Source organism: Nitrincola nitratireducens (assembly GCF_000585235.1).
Classification (GTDB): Bacteria; Pseudomonadota; Gammaproteobacteria; order Pseudomonadales; family Balneatricaceae; genus Nitrincola; species Nitrincola alkalisediminis.
On the sequence record NZ_AONB01000005.1, the window covers coordinates 122,390 to 142,258 of the forward strand.

Genomic DNA, 19,869 nt, shown 5'->3' on the forward strand with positions numbered 1-19,869 from the left:
TTATGCTGATCAAAAGTGAGTATCAGGATGTCAGTTACAGAATTTGATTACATCATCGTCGGTGCAGGTTCCGCCGGATGCTTGTTGGCAAACCGTTTGAGTCGAGATCCATCGAATCGGGTATTGTTGATTGAGGCAGGAAAAAAGGATAATTATCACTGGATACATATTCCTGTTGGTTATCTGTATTGTATTGGGAATCCTCGAACGGATTGGTTGTATCAAACTCAGCCGGATGCTGGTCTTAATGGGCGTGTGTTGCGTTATCCTCGGGGTAAAACCTTGGGTGGCTGTTCTTCTATCAATGGCATGATTTATATGAGAGGGCAGGCGAGGGACTACGATACCTGGGCCGAGCTTACGCAGGATCAATCTTGGCGATGGGAGGAGGTGCTTCAGTATTTTAGAAAACATGAGCATCATTATCGGTTAGATGACCCCGCCTTTTTAGAATCAAAAGAAGGGCAGTCCTTTGCAAAGAATCACGGGCATGGCGGTGAATGGCGAGTTGAAAAGCAGCGCTTGCGTTGGGAGGTCTTAGAGCGATTTGCCGAGGCGGCGACGCAGGCTGGAGTGCCTCGTTCGGATGATTTTAATACAGGGAATAATGAGGGAGTTGGCTACTTTGAGGTGAATCAAAAGTCAGGTTGGCGTTGGAATACATCGAAGGCATTTTTGCGCCCCATTCTGGAAAGACCCAATTTAACGGTCTGGACAGAAGTTCAGGTTGAAAAAATCCTATTGGCGTCTGGAAAAGACAGTGTGCCAAGGGCTACAGGTGTTCGTGTTCTTCGCTCTGGTGGGCGTGATTCTGTGATGGCAGCGAAGGAGGTGATTTTGTCGGCAGGCGCAATAGGGTCGCCACAGTTGTTGCAGTTGTCAGGTATTGGGCCTAAAGCCCTATTGCAGCGGTATGGAATCGATGTTTGGGTTGATGCACCAGGCGTTGGACAAAACCTACAGGATCACTTGCAAATACGATCAGTCTTCAAAGTTAAGGGTGTGAAAACACTCAATACACTGGCCAATAGTGTGTGGGGGAAAGCGATGATTGGTGCGGAGTATTTGCTAAAACGTTCGGGGCCTATGAGTATGGCGCCGAGCCAGTTAGGTGCATTTACTCGGTCTGACCCAGCACAGGACTATGCAAACTTGGAGTATCATGTACAACCGCTGAGTTTAGAAGCATTTGGCGAAAATCTACACCCCTTTCCTGCGATGACTGTAAGCGTTTGCAATTTAAATCCAACCAGTCGCGGTGTGGTCGAAATCGCTTCAGCCAGCGTAGAGGACTCACCTCATATTTGTCCAAACTATCTGAGCACAGATGAAGATCGTTTGATTGCAGCGCAAAGTCTTAAGCAGGTGCGCCAAATCGTAGCCCAGCCAGCACTGGCGCCTTTTGAACCTGAAGAAATTAAGCCGGGCGTGCAGTATCAAAGTGATGATGAGTTGATTCGCTTAGCTGGCGATATTGCGACCACGATTTTTCATCCGGTGGGAACCGTAAAAATGGGGGCCGACGATGACCCTATGGCGGTCTTGAATTCGCGTTTGCAAGTGAAGGGGGTTTCGGGCCTTAGGGTGGTGGATGCCAGTGTCATGCCAACCATTACAAGTGGAAATACGAACTCACCCACATTAATGATTGCAGAAAAGGCGTCAGCCTGGATTTTAGGGGAGATAACCCCATAAAATGATGGCCGATGGTAAAGGATTATTCGTTAAGGCCAACGAATAATTGCAAGTCAAGTCGGCGCGCAGTAAAGTTGCGCGCTTGTTTTACACGATTGGCAGGGGTTGGAGCTTAATGACACCTTTAGAGCGTTACAAAAAAGATCTTCAGCGTGATGATTTTACCTATGATCCTACACAAGAGATGGCGGTTAAGCATCTTCAACGCTTATACGATGAGCTGATTGCGTCTGTTAACGCACCTGTGCCCAGTATGATTCGTCGTTTGACGGGGATTATGCGTAAAGAGTCGAAAGAGCCCTTAAAAGGTCTGTATTTTTGGGGTGGAGTAGGGCGTGGCAAAACCTACTTGATGGATACGTTTTACGACAGTCTGCCTTTTGAACATAAAACACGCACGCATTTCCATCGATTTATGCAGCGGGTTCATAAAGAGCTGAAGCAGCTTGAGGGGACTAAAAACCCGTTGGTTGAAATCGGTAAAAAGTATGCCGCCGAAACTCGAATTATTTGCTTTGATGAGTTTTTTGTGACGGATATAACCGATGCCATGATCTTGGGCGGGTTGCTGGAGCAATTGTTTGCAAACGGTGTCTCCTTAGTCGCCACTTCGAATATTGTGCCTGATGGTTTGTATAAGGATGGATTGCAGCGTGCGCGCTTTTTGCCCGCAATTGCGCTGCTCAACAAGTATACCGAGGTCGTGAACGTTGATGGCGGTATCGATTATCGTCTGCGGGTGTTAGAGCAAGCCGAGTTGTACCATTTTCCGCTAGATGCAGACGCGGACATCAGCTTGAATAAAAGCTTTGAAAGCTTAGCACCGGATATCGACATCGCTGAGCGGGATAAGCTGATTGAGGTTAACGGTCGTCAAATTAAATGTCGGCGTGTGTGCGAAGATGTTGTGTGGTTTGACTTTAAAGAGTTGTGCGAAGGCCCACGTTCTCAGAATGATTATATCGAGTTGGGGAAAATCTACCACGAAGTGCTGGTCAGTAATGTCCCACAGATGGGGCGCCAGAATGATGATGCGGCACGGCGTTTCATAAACTTAGTGGATGAGTTTTACGACAGTGGCGTTAAGTTGATTTTATCTGCCGAAACCAGCATACATGATATTTACACCGAAGGTCGCTTGTCCTTTGAAATCGAACGCACTAAAAGTCGTTTGCTTGAAATGCAGTCGCATGAATACTTGGCAAGAGAACATCGATCTGCATAAAAAGCAAAACAGTGCTCGTAAAGCTGAGATAAAGTCAGTATAATGCCCGCTCCCAAAATTTGGGAACGTGAAGGTTGGATAATGTTTGTCCAACGAATAACTATAAGCTAAGTCGGGCCCGTATCTCTTGTGGTGCGGAATGAGACTTATCGAGTTAAGGTGATCATTTCATGAATAAAACAGTAAGCGCTAAGCCAGCCGAAGTAAAACGCGACTGGTACGTTGTTGACGCAGAGGGTAAAACCTTAGGCCGTTTGGCAACTGAAATTGCTCGCCGTCTGCGTGGCAAGCACAAGCCTGAATATACTCCACACGTGGACACAGGTGACTACATTGTTGTTGTTAATGCTGAGAAAGTGCACGTAACAGGCAACAAGCGCAATGATAAGATGTACTACCGTCATTCTGGTTTCCCAGGCGGTCTTAAGGAAGCAAACTTCACTAAGATGATTCAAACCTTCCCTGAGCGTACGATTGAATTGGCTGTAAAAGGCATGTTGCCAAAAGGCCCACTTGGTCGCTCTATGTACACTAAGCTGAAAGTGTATGCTGGTAATCAGCACCCGCATCAGGCTCAGCAACCTAAAGAACTGAATATCTAAGGGGAAGGCGAATATGTCTATTACTCAGTATTACGGCACAGGCCGTCGTAAAACCTCTACTGCTCGCGTCTTCTTGCGTCCAGGTACAGGTCAGGTCACTATTAACCAACGCACCATGGAAAACTACTTTGGTCGTGAAACTGCGCGCATGATTGTTATGCAGCCGTTGCAGTTGACGGGTACCGCTGAAAAGTTCGATGTATATGTAACGGTTGCAGGTGGTGGTGGCTTCGGTCAAGCCGGTGCTATTCGTCATGGTATTACACGTGCTTTGATGGAGTACGATGAGACGTTGCGTGCTTCCTTGCGTGAAGCTGGTTTCGTGACTCGTGACTCGCGTATGGTTGAACGTAAGAAAGTCGGCTTGCGTAAAGCGCGTAAGCGTCCACAGTTCTCCAAGCGTTAATTTTTGTTTGCCTTCTGGGCAAATTGATTCTTATCAAAAAACCCGAATCTTTCATGGTTCGGGTTTTTTTGTGGTTTTTTATTTTTTTCAAAACTTTAATTGCGTATTAGGCTGTTTTTTAAATGTGAATAGGCCTAAGGTAGACTGGTTTTAACCTTGTAAAAATCGGGTATTTTCTTTACTATTTGCGCCATTTGAAGAATCCGATTTGTGGGTTTTAAATGACTGGCGACGGAACTGACCGTATTTTTCGGAAAGTGGTCGTCGAATGAGTGGAGATGAAGTTAATGAGCAATGACGGCGTGAATAAAGGTCGGCGTCGGCTACTCCTCGGTGCAACATCTGCGTTAGGCGCAGTGGGTGCTGTAGGTGCGGCTGTCCCGTTCGTAGCGTCCTGGCATCCTAGTGCAAAAGCAAAAGCCGCAGGTGCGCCTGCTAGAGCGGATGTGAGTAAGCTAGAGCCTGGTCAGCAAATGATTGTTGAATGGCGAGGAAGGCCGGTCTGGATCGTGCGTCGTGGCGAAGAAGCCTTGGCGAATCTAGAACGCTTGAATGATCGATTGGCTGATCCAGAGTCAAATCGTTCAGAACAACCTGATTACATACCAAAAACTCCGGCAAGATCTTTAAGGCCTGAGTACGCTGTTCTGATCGGTATTTGTACTCACTTGGGCTGTTCACCAACCTATCGCCCTGAAATTGCACCCGCTGATTTGGGTGATGGGTGGTTAGGCGGTTTCTTCTGTCCGTGTCATGGATCACGTTTTGACCTGTCGGGTCGCGTATTCCGTGCACAGCCTGCACCGACTAATCTGGTTATCCCACCTCATTCGTATCTGGATGATTCGACGCTTATCATCGGTATAGATCAGGAGGCTTCATAATGGCTGGTCATCGCAATAAAGGAAACCCAGGCCTAATGGGCTGGATTGATGATCGTTTCCCAGCAACAGCGCTATGGATGATCATCTTGCTAAATACTATGCGCCTAAAAACTTCAACTTTTGGTATTTCTTTGGCTCGCTTGCATTGTTGGTTTTGGTTAACCAAATCGTAACGGGTATCTGGTTGACCATGAGTTACAACCCTTCAGATGAGGGGGCGTTTGCTTCATTAGAATACATCATGCGTGATGTTGAGTACGGTTGGTTGTTGCGTTATATGCACTCTACCGGAGCTTCTGCATTCTTCGTTGTTATCTATCTGCATATGTTCCGCGGATTGATGTACGGATCTTACCGTAAGCCACGTGAGTTGGTGTGGATCTTTGGTATGACCATCTATCTTGCGTTGATGGCCGAAGCATTCATGGGATACCTCTTGCCTTGGGGACAAATGTCTTACTGGGGTGCTCAGGTTATTGTATCTCTGTTTGGTGCTATCCCAGTGATTGGTCCTGATCTACAGCAGTGGATCCGTGGTGATTACCTGATTTCTGGTATTACTCTGAACCGTTTCTTTGCGTTGCACGTTGTGGCTTTACCAATCGTTATTCTTGCATTGGTTGTTTTGCACATCATTGCATTGCATGAAGTAGGATCGAATAACCCAGACGGTATCGAAATTAGCGAGAATTTGGATGAAAATGGCATTCCGAAAGACGGCATTCCTTTCCATCCTTACTACAGCGTCAAAGATCTTGTCGGTGTGGGCGTTTTCTTGTTTATTTTCTCGATTGTTGTTTTCTTCTTCCCGGAAGGCGGCGGTTACTTCATTGAAAGGCCAAACTTTGAGCCAGCCAATGCGCTGAAAACACCGGATCACATTGCACCTGTATGGTACTTCACGGCTTTCTACGCTATGTTGCGTGCCGTAACCTTCAACCTCTTTGGCTTAGATGCTAAGTTCTGGGGTGTTGTGGTGATGGGGGCTGCAATTGCGATTCTATTCGTATTGCCATGGTTGGATCGTAGCCCTGTAAAATCAATGCGTTATAAAGGTTGGATTAGCAAGATTTACTTGGTTGTTTTTGCGATCAGCTTTGTAATTCTAAGCGTATTGGGTGCATTGCCTGCGACAGATGCGCGCACGACTGTGGCTCAAATCTGTACCGTGCTTTACTTCGGTTACTTCCTCCTGATGCCTTTCTACACCAGGTTAGAAAGTACTAAACCAGTTCCGCAAAGGGTGACAGGCTGATGAAAAAATTTCTATTTGCACTATTGATGGTGTGTCTGCCAGCTGTAGTTCAGGCGGCTGCCAGTGCGTATCCAACAGATTCAATGAAGCCAGATCTACGAGATCAAGCCTCTTTACAGCGAGGTATGGCGCTATATGTTAACCGCTGCATGGGATGTCATTCCATGGAGTTCCAACGCTTTGAGCGCACAGCCGATGATATTGGTTTGCCTCATGATTTGGTAGAAGAGTATTTGATTCGTGGTGATCTTAAAATTCACGATCAGATGACCATCGCTATGAGTAAAACTGATGCCGCAGGTTGGTTTGGTGCGCCACCACCTGATTTGACGCTTGAAGCGCGTCTAAGAGGTACTGATTGGTTGTATACTTATTTGCGTACGTTCTACCGTGATGACTCAAGACCTTGGGGTGTTAACAATGCTCTCTTCAAGGACGTAGGTATGCCAAACGTGCTTGAAGATCTTCAGGGTGTGGTTATCAACAACTGTACAAGTGAAGAACTTGAAGCTCGTGGTGGATTTAGTGGTACACTGGATCCGTTGACAGGAACGCGTAGCGGCCAATGCTTGACTGTTCAAGCGGGCACTGGAAGTATGAGTCCTGCCGAGTTTGATCAAGCAATATATGACTTAGTTAACTTTATGGCGTATGTCGGTGAGCCTTCGCGCTTGCAGTCTGAGCGTATTGGTACCTATGTTCTAATATTCTTGGCCATCTTCACTTTCTTCGCATACTTGCTGAAGAGAGAGTACTGGAGAGATATACACTAATACTCAGGTATTGGTTTATGAAGCTACGCGGTCGTTAGGCCGCGTAGATTTTTTTGTTTATAGCAATCGATTGTTTGTGGGGTAACTCGATGGGAGTTGTAGCAAAACGTTCTTCCATGACCTTTTTTTCAGATGGCGATGACCACTACAGCCATCGTGTAAGAATTGTTCTGGCTGAGAAAGGGGTCGCGGTGGATATTGTTGACTGTAAAGTTGACGATATGCCTGAAGATCTTGTAGGTCTAAATCCTTATAACAGTCTTCCAACTCTGTTGGATAGAGAGTTGGTGTTGTATGAGTCGGGAGTAATGATGGAGTACTTGGATGAGCGGTTTCCGCATCCTCCACTGTTACCTGTCTATCCTGTTGCTCGTGCTGAAAGCCGTTTGTTTATGTACCGTATTCAAAGAGATTGGTGCAAATATGCAGATACAATTCTGCAAGGCGTAGCGGATCATGATGAGATTGAGCGTTGCCGCAAAGAATTGCGTGACAGTTTGGTTTCTATTTCACCGATTTTCAGTGAAAAGCCCTTCTTCATGAGCGATGAGTTTACGATTGTAGACTGCTGTATAGCGCCTCTTTTGTGGCGTTTGCCTGTGATGGAGATTGAGTTGTCCCAGACGCAATGTGCTCCATTATTTAGCTATATGAAACGTTTGTTTAGCCGTGAGTCTTTCCAAGCGAGCTTATCAGACGCTGAACGCGAGATGAGAGACTAAGTTCTCTGAGGTTGTATATGACACCGAGTAGATCCTATTTGTTAAAAGCATTACATGAGTGGATAACCGATAACGACATGGCGCCGCATATTGCGGTGGATACTCAAGTTCAAGGCGTGATGGTTCCCGATCAATTTATGCGAGAAGAACAGTTGATCTTGAATGTGTCGTATTCTGCTGTCAAAGATCTGGTGATGGATCAGGACGGTGTATCGTTTAATGCCCGCTTTGGTGGGGTTCCAACCAATGTGTTTTTACCTTTACCCGCAATTTTAGCCATTTATGCAAGAGAAAATGGCCAGGGTATGGGGTTTGGTATGGAGCCTGGTGCAGAGATGCTGGTTGCCGAAGATCGTGGCCCAACAGAGCCACCACCTGACAAACCAAAGTTAGCTGTACCAAAAGAAAAACCACGATTAAAAGTGGTTAAGTAATATTAAGGGGCTTTTAAGCCCCTTTTGTTTAATGTAGAAGTCAACTAGACGCCAATGTATTCAAATACCTTGACAATGCGTCTGACCCCCACAATTCCACGAATAACATCAACAGCGACATCGGCTTCTGCAGGGGTGACAAGTCCCATCAGATAGACAGTGCCATTCTCTGTGACCACTTTGATTCTCATACCCTCAGTCCTGTTGTCGGCCAAGAGTTGAGCTTTTACGCGTCCAGTTAAGTAGGTGTCATTTGCGCGAATCATTAGAGATGTAGGGCCTTCAATTTCGAGCTCATTATGAATCTTGCGTATTTCACGAAGTACGTTAACCACTTGTTCTGCTTCAGCTTTTGTTGCTTGGTTGGGCACTTGACCTGTTAGCAAAACCTGCCCATTAAAGCTATTGATGTTAATGTTGGAAGCTCTTAATGCGTCACTGCCTTTATTGACATTCACCTTGGATTTAAACTCAATGGAGTTGTCTTCAATGTAATTGCCAAGGGTTCGGCGACCTTCGTTTTCCTCTATCGGTGTCTCGCGGGTGGCGCTGACAAATGTCGAGCAACCCGATACCCCTGTAAGAATGCTGATTAACATCAGTGAGAAGAGTATGCGCATTGTTAGGCTCCAAATAGTTGATAATCGATTAAATCGCAAAGGCAATGAAGCACTAAAAGCTGTGCATCATGCACTAAAATTTCATCTTCGGACGGTATGCATATTTCGATTTCATCGGGGCGTAAAAGTGCCGTCATATTTCCACCATCGCCACCTGTCAAAGCAATAACATCCATTTCTCGGTCATGCGCCGCTTGTATTGCTTGGACTAAGCTTGCAGAGCGACCGTTTGCTGAAATCGCAATCAAAATATCACCGGGCATGCCAATGGCGCGGATTTGTTTAGAATAAATATCAGCGAAGCTGCTGTCTTCTGCAATGGCGCATATGGCGGCGCTGTCCGCATTCAGTGCAAGGGCTGGGAGGCCAGGACGCTCGTGTCGAAACCGATTAATCAGGAGGCTGCTAAAGTGTTGAGCCAGTGCACCTGAAGCGCCATTCCCAGCGCAGAGCAGTTTACGCTCACTCACTAAGCGTTCACAGAGCAACTGGCCCGCTTGAGCAATTAGCGGAGTGAATTGCTCAATCGTTTGGGCGTTGACCTCCATGGAGTGATGAAATTGATTAATAATTTTTTCTTCAAGTTCCATTAACGGATATCCAGTGTAGGTAATTCAGGGTCTGAAGGCATCTTTGTACCAAATCGGTGGTTGATCGCCTTCAAAAGCGACAACGTCAAAACGGCAAGGATAACCATCCCAGCCCGTTTGTCCACTCATAATATAGCGAGCTGTGCGAATTAACTTGCGTTGTTTCTGCCAATCAACTGAAGCCGCGGCTCCACCAAATTGAGCGTGCTTGCGCCGTCGCACCTCAATAAAGACGATGGTATCACGGTCGTACATTATCAGGTCTATTTCGCCAAGACGGCATCGCGCATTTCGTTTTAGAAGAATGAGACCTTGATTGCACAACCATTCTTCCGCTCTTTGTTCGGCATCCATGCCAAGGGTTTTTCGATCCATGAAAATTTTATTCCTTTATGAGTTGGGGGATTCCATTTGTAAACGTAGCCCAAGAGAGTCTGCGTATGATGCGTTTATTTGGGCCGACGCTTAGGCGGCCTGTCTCACCCTCAATGTAACTTCCTGGGCGCATGCTTAGTTCGTTTAAGGCAGAGTGCAAACGCCAAGCATCAGCACCGAGTGCATAAAACTTGCCTTCGTTTGTGTGGGTGTTGTCACGTGAAGCGGCTAATGTATTGCGTAGTTCGGAAGACTCGGAGAGGCGCCATGGAATATCAGTGAAGCTGATACGAGCCAGATCGGTATCTCGTACGTTATCAATCGAGCCTTCGAATAGATGAGACGTCGCCATAACCGGAATTTTAGCAACGTAGTGGTAAGCCAGCATTGGGTTAATTAAGCGGGCATCACGTGCATCAACAGCCATGAAAATAACATCGGTTTCATGACTAACGTTCACGCGCTGGCCGCTTTGAGAGCGACGCGGCATGGTTTGGGCCAACAGGCGATCATTGTTAAGCAGGCCTCTAATTTGTGCAGAGGTATCGCCTTGCGCCTTGAATTCGAGCGTAGCAAGCGTTTGTCCACCTTGTCTGAAAAATGCCTGTTCTATGGATTGGCCCAAACGTTGCGCCCATGGGGTATCACTTGTAATAATCAAAGCGGTTTGATATCCCAGCTCAGATGCACGCTTTGCCAGTTCAGTGGCTTCATGTTCACTGGATAAATCCAGCTGAAAGGGTGGGTTTGAGCCTGAATTGGTCTGGTTAAGGGCCAGTACGGGTACAGGGTGGTTGGGCAGCTCTGCTAAGCGATTGACATACTCACGTTCTAAGGGGCCAATAATAATTTCCAAGCCGCGTTGTGCCGCAATTTCAAAGAGTTGTTCTGGGTTGGTTATTTGCGTGCTGTCGAGCGTTTCAATGTGTGTATTCAAGGCTCCATCTGTTAGCATCGCGGTTGTAAAGCCGTCTGTAATGTAGCGGGCGATTTCGGCCAACGGGCCTGAGTAAGGTAGTAGTAGGCCAATACGACGACTACCCGGTGCTATAGACTCAAGAGCGGTGCCGGAGAAAAAGGGCGTTTGTTGGGATATTGGGCTGGAAAGGGTCGCTGGGTGCTGTGCCCATAGCGCTTCCCAGTCTTCTAACGCATCTTCTTTTTCGTCTGCTGACAGGTCAGAACGTTGTATCAACGCCAGCTCAAACCAGCCTTGTTCGAAATAATTATTCTGCGGATTTTTTACAGCAGCATGTAAATCAGCAAGAGATGTTTGATCTAAGGTTTTTTCAATCAATTCTCGAAGTGCATTTTGTGTTTGCTTATCATCGGTCATTTGTGTACCCGTGACTAGCTCACGAAGTGCACTGATCGGATCCGATGTTTGCAGATAAATAGAAGAGCGGCTTTGGCTGATCTCTAAAATATCATCTGGAGCAAGCTCAGCTGGGAAGCGTGCGTAAGACCAGTAATCGAGGGCTTGGCGCGGATTGTTGTTCAACAACGCGTGTTCAGCACGAATACTGGCAATATTTAAACTCAAATATGTCGGTAGTGTGCGCGTGTCCAGTTGATCTAAGATTTGATTGGCATCATTGGTTTGATTTCGGGAGTATAAAACCCTTGCGGCTTCAATACGCAGTTCGACGGAGCGTTCTCCACTGGCTTGATTGGCGGCGTTTAATAAGCGCGTGACAATATCATCCTTAGGAAGAGTGGGCTGCAAAGTGCCTGTCGAAGGGGTACTGCAAGCGGATAGGAATAGAGCAAAAAATAGCAAAGTCAAAGACAAGGCTAATCTATTCGTCATATACTGTTTTTTCCTGCAAGTATTTGGAAACATCATGTCAGATCCGGTTTTATATGTCATAGCCACTCCCATTGGCAATCTTGGTGACCTGTCAGAACGTGCAATACGTGTGCTGAGCCAGGTCGATTTGATCGCAGCTGAAGATACTCGGCACTCAGGTCGTTTAATGGCACACTTTAACATTAAAGTGCCCATGATTTCAGTCCATGACCACAATGAAAGTCAAAGAATTGAGCTGATTCTTAAGCATCTTGCCAAAGGGCATAGTATAGCCTTGGTTTCGGATGCAGGAACCCCTTTAATTTCAGATCCTGGTTATATTCTGGTGAGAAGTGTCCGTGAAGCGGGTTATCGGGTGTCCCCCGTGCCGGGTTGTTGTGCCTTTATTGCGGCGTTAAGTGCATCCGGTTTGCCGTCGGACCGTTTTATGTTTTATGGATTTTTGCCAGCAAAGCGTGTTAGTCGTGTGCGCACGCTCAATCAATGGGTTGACGAAACCTCGACACTTATCTTTTATGAATCCACCATCGTATACTCGACAGTCTAGAAGACATGATAGAGGTCTTTGGGGGCGCGCGTGAGGCTGTTGTCGCACGAGAGCTGACCAAAACCTTTGAAACGATTAAGCTCGATACCCTTGCCTCTTTATTAGATTGGATGAAAGACGATCCTAACCAACAAAAAGGTGAGTTTGTGGTGATTGTGCGTGGTGCACCCCCTCGGATCGATGAAGAAGAGTTGGATAAAAAAACCTTGGACATGTTGGCGCTACTGGCAACTGAGTTGCCACCCAAAAAGGCTGCGGCGTTAACATCAACTATAACAGGTGCCAATAAAAAACGCCTTTATCAGCACTTATTGGATTCCTAGGCTTGCACTTTATTAAGATCCTGCTATCCTGCCCGCGGGAGTTTGCTGGACAGTCGCTGCTTTGCTTGCAAAGTGGAGGAAAGTCCGGGCTCTACAGGGCAGAGTGCCAGATAACGTCTGGGCGGCGCGAGTCGACGGAAAGTGCAACAGAAAGTATACCGCCTAAGGGCTCTTCGGAGTCACGGTAAGGTTGAAATGGTGCGGTAAGAGCGCACCGCGTGGGTGGCAACATTCCACGGCGATGGAAAACCCCACTCAGAGCAAGACCAAATAGGGATCCTTAAGGTGCGGCCCGTACTGGATCCGGGTAGGTCGCTAGAGGTGCATGGTGACATGCATTCGAGACGAATGACTGTTCACGACAGAACCCGGCTTATAGGCAAACTCCCAACTTTATTACAGTCCTATAGGCGTTAATGTTCATCATCATAGTGTATGACGGATAAAAGACGAATAGGCACTTCGATCAGCTGCTCTGGTCCATGCGGTACTTCTGCATCAAATGACAGGCTGTCACCGGGCCCCATTTCATACAAATGGTTGCCGTGGCGATAGAGTATTTTCCCTTCGAGCATATAAATAAACTCTTGTCCTGGATGTGAAAAGGTCGGAAAGACTTCTGCAGCATCATCCATTGAAATCAAAAAAGGCTCATAGGTTTTCTTCTTACCGCGATGGTAGCTTAGCAGTTGGTAAGTATGGCCTTTTTCCGTTCCACGTCTCACTACCTCCATGCCTTGCCCTGACTTTGTCAGTTGGGCACCTCCTTCCGGGCGATCATAATCGCTAAATAACTTCGAAATAGTTAAGCCAATTGCATCACATAGACGACTTAGCGTGTCTAGGCTTGTTGAAACCTGTGCATTTTCTATTTTGCTGACCATGCCCTGACTAAGTCCTGCAATTCGAGCAACGTCCATAATTTTCAGACCCTGTTCCACGCGCGTGCGTTTCACCTTCATTGCAATGTATTGCTCAAGTTGTAGTTTTGGATCTTGTTGTGTCATGCCGTATGCCTCTTATTGGTGCTGAACCTGATCATCTGGATCTAATTTGAATCACGACTCAGCGTCAATTCTGCGTCAAGGATTCCTATTATAGCGCAACTATTAATTCCCATCAGGAATATTTATTTCATTATTTGTTTGGTTTTCAAGCGCTTGTAAAAAATCTGTTTTAAGTCTTTTTGTACACGTCAGTTTGGCAAGAATGTTGCTTTATCCAGAAGAAATTAAATTTCTTAAAGGTAAAAGTAGGTTTGCCATGAAGAAACAGCATTATTCTCATCTTTTTAAAAAGAGCTATGCACCGCTGACTCTGGGTGGGTTGGCAATCAAGCATTGCGCAAGGAGAGCCTTATGCCTTGGCAATTGTTGAAGTACGGGTTCAAGCGCTCTCACGATGAACCCCGTTTTTTCCCCGAAGCACGGCCACTAAAAAAGCATTATGACGTGGTGATTATTGGCGGTGGTGGACATGGGATGGCCTGTGCCTATTACTTGGCAAAGGACCACGGAATTACCGATGTTGCTGTATTGGAGCAGGGCTATATTGGCGGTGGCAATACTGGGCGTAATACAACGATTGTTCGCTCAAACTACCTGACTCCAGAGGGCGTTAAGTTTTATGACACAAGTGTCAAGCTCTTTGAGGACTTGGCCGACGACTTCGATTTGAACATCTTTTACTCGACACGTGGGCATTTTACCCTAGCGCATACCGACAGTGCGCTCAGAACCATGCGCTGGCGTGCTGAAGTGAATAAACACTTAGGGGTCGCCAGTGACGTCGTCGACTTAAAAACGCTGGCTGAAGAAGTGCCCTATATGGATTTAACCTGTGCGGGTCACAGTCCAGTGATGGGGGCACTTTATCACGCGCCCGGTGCCGTTGCGCGTCACGATGCGGTTGCTTGGGGTTATGCGCGTGGTGCCTATAATCGAGGCGTTGAGCTGCATCAAAAAACCCGTGTTTTGAATATCCGTACAGACAATGGGCGCGTCTGTGGAGTTGAGACGGATCGCGGTTTTATCAGCTGTCGCCAAGTGATTTCAATGGTCGCAGGCTCCACGCCGCGAATCACCGAAATGGTCGGTCTCTCCACACCAATTGAAATTTACCCCTTACAAGCCTGCGTCACTGAACCTGTAAAGCCATTCATGGATACGATTGTGGTGTCGGGCAGTCTGCACGTCTACGTCAGTCAGTCATCGCGCGGTGAATTGGTCATGGGCGCTTCGGTCGACCCATCCGTCTTACATTCAACACGCTCCAGCTTCGATTTTACAGAAGGTCTGGCTGACAAAATGTTGGATCTCTTCCCCTTCGTGAGTCGATTAAATGTGATGCGCCAGTGGGCCGGAATGAGTGATATCACACCCGACTTCGCGCCGATTATGGGGGTTACTCCAGTCAAAGGCTTTTACCTGGATGCAGGGTGGGGAACTTGGGGATTCAAAGCCACACCTGTCAGTGGCAAAACCATGGCGTGGACCTTAGCGCACGAGCGCAATCACGAATTAATAGAACCTTTTCGTTTATCTCGTTTTGCCGACTTCGATCTAGTGGGCGAAAAGGGAGCGGCCTCGGTTGGTCATTAGGGAGCAAGTCATGAAGCTTTTAGAGTGTCCGGTGATCGGAAAAAGGCCTATCAGTGAGTTTGATTATATGGGTGAAATTCGCATTCCACCCCTTGCAGCTGACGAAAAAACCTGGAGTGAGTATGTATTTAACCGCAAAGGTGCGCCTTGCAGTTTGAAAGAAGCTTGGTACCACCGTCCAACAGGGCGTTGGTACGTTGTTGTGCGCAATACCCTAACCGATGAAATAGAAGCCCATGTCGATATATCTGAGGTGCAATATGAATTACCGGCTTGAACCTCAACCCTATGAGTGGATCTCTCGGGATAACGCAATTCGTTTTACGTTTGAAGGCCGAGAGTTTCAGGCGTTTGAAGGTGACTCTATTAGTTCGGGTCTGTTGGCAAATGGTCAATCTATTCTAGGCCGCAGTTTTAAATACCATCGTCCTCGTGGAGCGTTGACACTGGCCAATCATGATGTCAACGCACTTTTCCAAACAGATGAAAAGCCGAATGTTCGTGGTGATGTGGTTGCGTTAGAGCCTGGCATGACGTTAACAGCGTGCAACGTCAATGGCACGGTCATTAAGGATAAAGATGCCAAAATTGAATACGCTGCCCGTTTTCTTCCGGTTGGTTTTTATTACAAAACCTTCCATAAGCCAAAAAAACTCTTCCCCTTTTGGGAAAAGATCATTCGGAGCAAGGCAGGGCTGGGGCAGGTAAATACTCAATGGGATGCCCAACGGCAATCGAAGTCCTATGCATTTTGTGATCTTCTTGTGATTGGCGCTGGGTTATCGGGAATGCAATCGGCTTTGGCTGCAGCCGATGCTCAACTCAACGTGGTGCTGGTGGATGAGAATCCTTTTATAGGGGGGAGTCTCGATTATCAACTGGCACACGAACCCAGAGTTAAAGCGTTACGTGAGTCTCTGAAAGCGTCAGTATCCACGCACCCAAATATTCGCCTCTACACCTCAACGCTGGCTGTCGGTTGGTACACAGATCATTATCTGCCCCTGTTAACACCTCACGGCATTATTAAGCTGCGTAGTCGTGCTGTTGTTCACGCGACGGGTGTTATGGAGCAACCCGCTGTTTTTCGTAACAATGATCTGCCAGGCGTAATGATGGCCTCGGGAATTCAACGCTTGATCAGCCGTTACGCCGTTAAGCCTGGGCAAAATGCACTTGTGCTGACCAGTAATGACGAAGGGTATCGTGCGGCGCTGGATATGTGTGAAGCGGGGATAGCGGTTGTTGCTGTTGTCGACATGGAGTCCATCGCACAACGAGGTGAGTGGGCTGAGAGGGTGCTTGCAAAGGGCATTCGGGTTTTGGAAAAACACGGCATTTACGAAGCGATTGGCCGTCAGTCCGTGCAGCGTGTGATCGTAGCCCCCTTATCAGGTGAGTCCTGTGATCTAGCGAAAAAAGACGTCATTGATTGCGACTTGATCGCGATGAGTGTGGGATGGGTTCCGGCGGCTCAATTAATTTATCAAGCAGGGGGCAAACTCAGCTACGATGAGACTCTCCAGCAATTTGTGCCCGAATCTTTACCCAAGGGTATTTTTGTTTGTGGCCGTTTAAATGGCGCGTTTACCGTCGATCAGCGTATATCCGATGCCAAGGCCGTTGCGCAAGAGGCCGTTGCATTCCTAAAGGGGCAGCATGAACCGCGTGATTTATCCCAGTATCGTGATACCACTGCACACAGTCATCCATGGCCAATTATTGAGCATCCCAAAGGGAAAAATTTCATCGATTTTGATGAAGATTTGCAACTTAAGGATTTAAAAAACGCGATTCTGGAAGGGTTTGACAATATTGAATTGCTCAAGCGTTTCTCGACGGTTGGTATGGGGCCGAGTCAAGGCAAGCACTCCAACATGAATGCCATTCGAGTTCTGGCGCGCGCTCAAGGACTTAGCATTAACGCAACAGGCTCGACAACGGCTCGCCCATTTTTCCATCCGGTGCCTATCTCGGCACTTGCAGGGCGTCGCTTTCGCCCTGAACGACGCAGTCCACTTCATGCTTGGCATGAAGCGCATCAGGCGAAGTTCATGGAGGCGGGTGTTTGGCTCCGCCCCGAGTATTACGGTGCATCCTCGGCTCGACTGGACTGCATTCAAGAAGAGGTGGAAGCCGTTCGATCCCGTTTGGGAATCATCGATGTGTCGACGCTTGGCAAAATCGAAGTGATGGGGCCAGATGCTGCGCGCTTATTGGATTTAGCCTACACCATGAAAATGTCGACGCTAAAACAAGGCATGACACGCTATGCGCTGATGGTGGATGACAGTGGTGTCATTATCGATGATGGCATCGTTGGGCGGGTGGCGTCGGATCAGTTTTATGTGACGGCCACCACGAGTCATGCCGATGCAACCTACAAAGTATTATCTAAGTACGTGCAGTTTTGTCGCTTAAATGTGCGATTGGTGAATCGCACAGGCAGTTTGGCGGCGATTAACTTAGCTGGGCCAGAGAGTCGAAAAGTACTTGCGCCTCTGACATCTATCTCCTTGTCTGAGTCTGATTTTCCATACCTTGGTATGCGAGAGGGGCTTTTGTGTGGCTATCCAGTTCGGCTTATTCGAGTGGGGTTTGTTGGAGAGTTAGGGTATGAAATACACCTGCCTCATGACGCGGCATTGGAAGTATGGCAACGGCTTATGGCGGCGGGTCAGACGGTGGGTATTAAGCCCTTTGGCGTGGAGGCGCAACGCATACTCCGCTTAGAAAAGGGTCATATCATCATAGGGCAAGACACGGACGGTTTGACACATCCATACGAAGTGGGCATGTCTTGGGCTGTTCCGCTTAACAGCAAAGCCTGGTTCACAGGAAAACCCTCCTTGGCTCGCTTAAAGTCATCCTGCCAACGCCAGTTGGTGGGTTTCAAGTTGGCACAAGGTGCACCTAAAGATCTCGTTAAAGAATGCCATTTAGTGATTGATAACAACGAGATGGTGGGGCGCGTAACCAGCGTGGCCTACAGCCCGACACAGCAGTGTGTCATAGGTTTAGTGATGTTAGATCAACCCTATGCCGATACCTCCAATCCTATTCATATTCGCGTTGATGATGGCCGTTTAATCAGAGGGGAGCGTTGTAGATTGCCCTTTTATGACCCTGAAGGGATTCGGCAAACATCGGCTGTAGAGGAGGTGTTGCTATGAAATCAGTACAACTTACCCCCATCACAGATTGGCAGGCATGGATCTTGACGGGACCTGATTCAAGCGTGGCTTTCACAGGAATGGAAGCGCCCGCAGAGGTTATGACAGCGGTGTTCAGCGATGGACATTTGATTGCCAAAACAGGACGCGATGAGTTTTTGGCCTTTGTTAAAGAAAGCGCCGTTCAGCCTCAATCAACTTGGTGCTTTCGTCGACATGATCGAATCCTGCAGATTCAGGGATCAGCATGGGAAGAGGCGATGCTGTGCCTGTGTCAATTTGATTTTCATCGGATGCAGCCAAACGAATGGCAAATGTTGGCAGTTGCAGGAATTAACTGTTGGCTTTGGAAAGATCCGAATCCTGATCAGGGCATTTTAATTGGGTTTGACCCTGGATATGCCGAGTATTTGGAACACATTTTTCACGACGTGATACACGAATTAGAGCTGAGATCAGTCAATTTAGGAGGTGCATTATGATGCCCACAGATGTTCAATCATTCATCGATACTCATCAGATCAAATATGTCTTGGCGCAGTTTGTCGACATTCATGGTGTCGCCAAAACCAAGTCTGTTCCCGTTCATACCCTGATGGATGTTGTCGAAAAAGGTGCAGGGTTTGCAGGGTTCGCTGTGTGGGGGATGGGAATGCAGCCGCATGGGCCTGATTTCATGGCACGTGGTGACTTGTCGACCTTAAGTGCGGTGCCTTGGCAGCCAGGCTATGCTCGTTTGGCATGTGATGGCTATGTGAATAAAGCGCCTCATCCATTTTGCAGCCGCGTGTTGTTAAAGCAGCAGTTAAAGCGTTTAGAAAAGAAAAAGTGGACATTAAACACAGGATTAGAGCCGGAGTTCTCCCTCTTTCGCAAAACACAAGACGGCAAGTTGGTGCCTGTGGATGAAAGTGATGTATTGGATAAACCCTGTTATGACTATAAAGGCTTATCGCGATCACGAGAATTCTTAGAGCAATTGGTGGAGTCTCTGCAAGCTGTCGACTTTGATGTGTATCAAATCGATCATGAAGACGCCAATGGGCAGTTTGAAATTAACTACACCTATAGCGATGCACTAACCTCGGCAGATCGTTTTACCTTCGTTCGCATGGCAGCGGGCGAAATTGCCAATAAGCTGGGCATGGTCTGCTCATTTATGCCAAAACCGGATGCCAGTCGGACCGGTAATGGCATGCATTTCCATCTGTCTATTTCGGATGAACATGGGCGTAATTTGTTCAATGATGACTCGGACCCGCGCGGTATGGGCTTGTCTAAAATGGCCTATCACTTCATTGCTGGCTTACTGCACCACGCTCCGGCCCTCTGTGCCTTTGCGGCCCCTACCGTCAACTCATATAAGCGCTTAGTGGTCGGGCGCTCGTTATCAGGCTCGACTTGGGCTCCTGCATATATTTGTTACGGTGATAACAATCGCTCGGCAATGGTTCGAATTCCATACGGACGTCTAGAGTTTCGTTTGCCCGACTCAGGTTGTAATCCCTATTTGGTGCACGCTGCATTGATTGCGGCGGGTATGGATGGCATTGAGCGAGAGCTCGATCCGGGTGAGCCGCACAACATCAACTTATATGAACTTGATCGTCAGCAATGCAAAGAGAAGGGCATTGAGATTTTGCCACAAAACCTTGATGAGGCGATTAATGCACTTGAAGCCAACAGCATGTTTTCTGAAGTGCTGGGAGAGGCGTTTGTGAAGGAGTTTATCAATATCAAGCGCATGGAGTGGATTGAGTACAGCCGCCATGTTTCCGATTGGGAATTAAAACAATACGCAGAGTTTTTCTAGTTGGAATGTAGGAGAGATTAGT

20 protein-coding genes, 1 other RNA gene and 1 pseudogene are annotated in these 19,869 nt (G+C 47.4%); 17 read left to right on the forward strand and 5 right to left on the reverse strand.

Features of this window, described 5'->3' with window-relative positions; all coding sequences use genetic code 11:
• Positions 1-27: 27 nt before the first annotated feature.
• The 9 genes and pseudogenes from D791_RS06745 to D791_RS06785 all read left to right on the forward strand — a co-directional run bounded on the left by D791_RS06745 (position 28) and on the right by D791_RS06785 (position 7,996).
• Positions 28-1,695, forward strand: coding sequence for a GMC family oxidoreductase (locus D791_RS06745; RefSeq protein WP_036509465.1), 1,668 nt, complete (start codon positions 28-30; stop codon positions 1,693-1,695).
• Between the two features lie 115 nt (positions 1,696-1,810).
• Positions 1,811-2,920, forward strand: a complete 1,110-nt coding sequence (gene zapE, locus D791_RS06750; protein WP_036509634.1) for a cell division protein ZapE — start codon at positions 1,811-1,813, stop codon at positions 2,918-2,920.
• Positions 2,921-3,090: 170 nt separating this feature from the next.
• The gene (gene rplM / locus D791_RS06755) at positions 3,091-3,522 is read left to right on the forward strand and encodes a 50S ribosomal protein L13 (protein WP_036509466.1); all 432 of its coding nucleotides are present in this window, start codon (positions 3,091-3,093) and stop codon (positions 3,520-3,522) included.
• Positions 3,523-3,535: 13 nt separating this feature from the next.
• Positions 3,536-3,928 (forward strand): 30S ribosomal protein S9, encoded by a 393-nt coding sequence (gene rpsI, locus D791_RS06760; protein ID WP_036509469.1) that lies wholly within the window; start codon positions 3,536-3,538, stop codon positions 3,926-3,928.
• Between the two features lie 287 nt (positions 3,929-4,215).
• A complete protein-coding gene (gene petA / locus D791_RS06765; RefSeq protein WP_036509471.1) occupies positions 4,216-4,812 on the forward strand; it encodes a ubiquinol-cytochrome c reductase iron-sulfur subunit in 597 nt (198 codons plus the stop codon).
• Positions 4,812-6,067: pseudogene (locus D791_RS06770) on the forward strand (cytochrome b). The gene petA and the pseudogene D791_RS06770 overlap by 1 nt, the downstream one beginning before the upstream one ends.
• Positions 6,067-6,840 carry a cytochrome c1 gene (locus tag D791_RS06775; RefSeq protein WP_036509474.1) on the forward strand — a complete coding sequence of 258 codons (774 nt, stop codon included), beginning with the start codon at positions 6,067-6,069 and terminating at the stop codon, positions 6,838-6,840. The pseudogene D791_RS06770 and the gene D791_RS06775 overlap by 1 nt, the downstream one beginning before the upstream one ends.
• Before the next feature lie 89 nt (positions 6,841-6,929).
• Positions 6,930-7,562, forward strand: coding sequence for a glutathione S-transferase N-terminal domain-containing protein (locus D791_RS06780; RefSeq protein ID WP_036509477.1), 633 nt, complete (start codon positions 6,930-6,932; stop codon positions 7,560-7,562).
• A 17-nt stretch (positions 7,563-7,579) separates the two neighbouring features.
• Complete coding sequence (locus D791_RS06785) at positions 7,580-7,996, forward strand: ClpXP protease specificity-enhancing factor (protein ID WP_036509479.1); 417 nt, start codon at positions 7,580-7,582, stop codon at positions 7,994-7,996.
• Positions 7,997-8,040: 44 nt separating this feature from the next.
• On the opposite strand, the gene D791_RS06790 is transcribed toward D791_RS06785, so the two are convergent.
• The 4 genes from D791_RS06790 to D791_RS06805 are packed head-to-tail and all read right to left on the reverse strand — an operon-like array spanning position 8,041 to position 11,391.
• On the reverse strand, positions 8,041-8,616 hold the full coding sequence (locus D791_RS06790; RefSeq protein ID WP_036509482.1) for a BON domain-containing protein: 576 nt from the start codon (positions 8,614-8,616) through the stop codon (positions 8,041-8,043).
• A 2-nt stretch (positions 8,617-8,618) separates the two neighbouring features.
• Positions 8,619-9,206 carry an SIS domain-containing protein gene (locus D791_RS06795; RefSeq protein WP_036509483.1) on the reverse strand — a complete coding sequence of 196 codons (588 nt, stop codon included), beginning with the start codon at positions 9,204-9,206 and terminating at the stop codon, positions 8,619-8,621.
• A gap of 24 nt (positions 9,207-9,230) precedes the next feature.
• Entirely contained in the window at positions 9,231-9,581 is a 351-nt protein-coding gene (locus D791_RS06800; protein WP_036509486.1) for a YraN family protein, read from the reverse strand.
• A 7-nt stretch (positions 9,582-9,588) separates the two neighbouring features.
• Entirely contained in the window at positions 9,589-11,391 is a 1,803-nt protein-coding gene (locus tag D791_RS06805) for a penicillin-binding protein activator (protein WP_036509489.1), read from the reverse strand.
• Positions 11,392-11,425: 34 nt separating this feature from the next.
• Between D791_RS06805 and rsmI the strand changes: the two genes are divergently transcribed.
• The 3 genes from rsmI to rnpB all read left to right on the forward strand — a co-directional run bounded on the left by rsmI (position 11,426) and on the right by rnpB (position 12,653).
• The gene (rsmI, locus tag D791_RS22175; protein ID WP_475095599.1) at positions 11,426-11,938 is read left to right on the forward strand and encodes a 16S rRNA (cytidine(1402)-2'-O)-methyltransferase; all 513 of its coding nucleotides are present in this window, start codon (positions 11,426-11,428) and stop codon (positions 11,936-11,938) included.
• Positions 11,939-11,943: 5 nt separating this feature from the next.
• The gene (locus D791_RS22180; RefSeq protein WP_475095601.1) at positions 11,944-12,261 is read left to right on the forward strand and encodes an SAM-dependent methyltransferase; all 318 of its coding nucleotides are present in this window, start codon (positions 11,944-11,946) and stop codon (positions 12,259-12,261) included.
• Positions 12,262-12,298: 37 nt separating this feature from the next.
• Positions 12,299-12,653: RNase P RNA component class A (gene rnpB / locus D791_RS18865), an RNA gene on the forward strand.
• Between the two features lie 21 nt (positions 12,654-12,674).
• On the opposite strand, the gene D791_RS06815 is transcribed toward rnpB, so the two are convergent.
• A complete protein-coding gene (locus tag D791_RS06815) occupies positions 12,675-13,268 on the reverse strand; it encodes a helix-turn-helix domain-containing protein (RefSeq protein ID WP_036509493.1) in 594 nt (197 codons plus the stop codon).
• 351 nt (positions 13,269-13,619) lie between these two features.
• On the opposite strand from D791_RS06815, the gene D791_RS06820 reads away from it, so the two are divergent.
• Genes D791_RS06820 through glnT form a run of 5 tightly spaced genes read left to right on the forward strand, consistent with a single transcriptional unit; the run spans position 13,620 to position 19,847 of the window.
• On the forward strand, positions 13,620-14,861 hold the full coding sequence (locus D791_RS06820; protein ID WP_036509497.1) for an FAD-dependent oxidoreductase: 1,242 nt from the start codon (positions 13,620-13,622) through the stop codon (positions 14,859-14,861).
• Positions 14,862-14,871: 10 nt separating this feature from the next.
• A complete protein-coding gene (locus D791_RS06825; RefSeq protein WP_036509499.1) occupies positions 14,872-15,138 on the forward strand; it encodes a sarcosine oxidase subunit delta in 267 nt (88 codons plus the stop codon).
• Entirely contained in the window at positions 15,122-18,034 is a 2,913-nt protein-coding gene (locus D791_RS06830) for a 2Fe-2S iron-sulfur cluster-binding protein (RefSeq protein ID WP_036509502.1), read from the forward strand. Before D791_RS06825 ends, D791_RS06830 begins: the two co-directional genes overlap by 17 nt.
• Positions 18,031-18,516, forward strand: coding sequence for a hypothetical protein (locus tag D791_RS06835; RefSeq protein ID WP_051514313.1), 486 nt, complete (start codon positions 18,031-18,033; stop codon positions 18,514-18,516). The genes D791_RS06830 and D791_RS06835 overlap by 4 nt, the downstream gene beginning before the upstream one ends.
• Positions 18,513-19,847 carry a type III glutamate--ammonia ligase gene (gene glnT, locus D791_RS06840; RefSeq protein ID WP_036509505.1) on the forward strand — a complete coding sequence of 445 codons (1,335 nt, stop codon included), beginning with the start codon at positions 18,513-18,515 and terminating at the stop codon, positions 19,845-19,847. Before D791_RS06835 ends, glnT begins: the two co-directional genes overlap by 4 nt.
• The last annotated feature ends 22 nt before the right edge of the window (positions 19,848-19,869 follow it).

Coding starts and splice junctions, on each gene's coding strand:
- D791_RS06745 (WP_036509465.1), top strand. CDS start 28: ATGTCAGTTACAGAATTTGATTACATCATCGTCGGTGCAGGTTCCGCC.
- zapE (WP_036509634.1), top strand. CDS start 1,811: ATGACACCTTTAGAGCGTTACAAAAAAGATCTTCAGCGTGATGATTTT.
- rplM (WP_036509466.1), top strand. CDS start 3,091: ATGAATAAAACAGTAAGCGCTAAGCCAGCCGAAGTAAAACGCGACTGG.
- rpsI (WP_036509469.1), top strand. CDS start 3,536: ATGTCTATTACTCAGTATTACGGCACAGGCCGTCGTAAAACCTCTACT.
- petA (WP_036509471.1), top strand. CDS start 4,216: ATGAGCAATGACGGCGTGAATAAAGGTCGGCGTCGGCTACTCCTCGGT.
- D791_RS06775 (WP_036509474.1), top strand. CDS start 6,067: ATGAAAAAATTTCTATTTGCACTATTGATGGTGTGTCTGCCAGCTGTA.
- D791_RS06780 (WP_036509477.1), top strand. CDS start 6,930: ATGGGAGTTGTAGCAAAACGTTCTTCCATGACCTTTTTTTCAGATGGC.
- D791_RS06785 (WP_036509479.1), top strand. CDS start 7,580: ATGACACCGAGTAGATCCTATTTGTTAAAAGCATTACATGAGTGGATA.
- D791_RS06790 (WP_036509482.1), bottom strand. CDS start 8,616: ATGCGCATACTCTTCTCACTGATGTTAATCAGCATTCTTACAGGGGTA.
- D791_RS06795 (WP_036509483.1), bottom strand. CDS start 9,206: ATGGAACTTGAAGAAAAAATTATTAATCAATTTCATCACTCCATGGAG.
- D791_RS06800 (WP_036509486.1), bottom strand. CDS start 9,581: ATGGATCGAAAAACCCTTGGCATGGATGCCGAACAAAGAGCGGAAGAA.
- D791_RS06805 (WP_036509489.1), bottom strand. CDS start 11,391: ATGACGAATAGATTAGCCTTGTCTTTGACTTTGCTATTTTTTGCTCTA.
- rsmI (WP_475095599.1), top strand. CDS start 11,426: ATGTCAGATCCGGTTTTATATGTCATAGCCACTCCCATTGGCAATCTT.
- D791_RS22180 (WP_475095601.1), top strand. CDS start 11,944: ATGATAGAGGTCTTTGGGGGCGCGCGTGAGGCTGTTGTCGCACGAGAG.
- D791_RS06815 (WP_036509493.1), bottom strand. CDS start 13,268: ATGACACAACAAGATCCAAAACTACAACTTGAGCAATACATTGCAATG.
- D791_RS06820 (WP_036509497.1), top strand. CDS start 13,620: ATGCCTTGGCAATTGTTGAAGTACGGGTTCAAGCGCTCTCACGATGAA.
- D791_RS06825 (WP_036509499.1), top strand. CDS start 14,872: ATGAAGCTTTTAGAGTGTCCGGTGATCGGAAAAAGGCCTATCAGTGAG.
- D791_RS06830 (WP_036509502.1), top strand. CDS start 15,122: ATGAATTACCGGCTTGAACCTCAACCCTATGAGTGGATCTCTCGGGAT.
- D791_RS06835 (WP_051514313.1), top strand. CDS start 18,031: ATGAAATCAGTACAACTTACCCCCATCACAGATTGGCAGGCATGGATC.
- glnT (WP_036509505.1), top strand. CDS start 18,513: ATGATGCCCACAGATGTTCAATCATTCATCGATACTCATCAGATCAAA.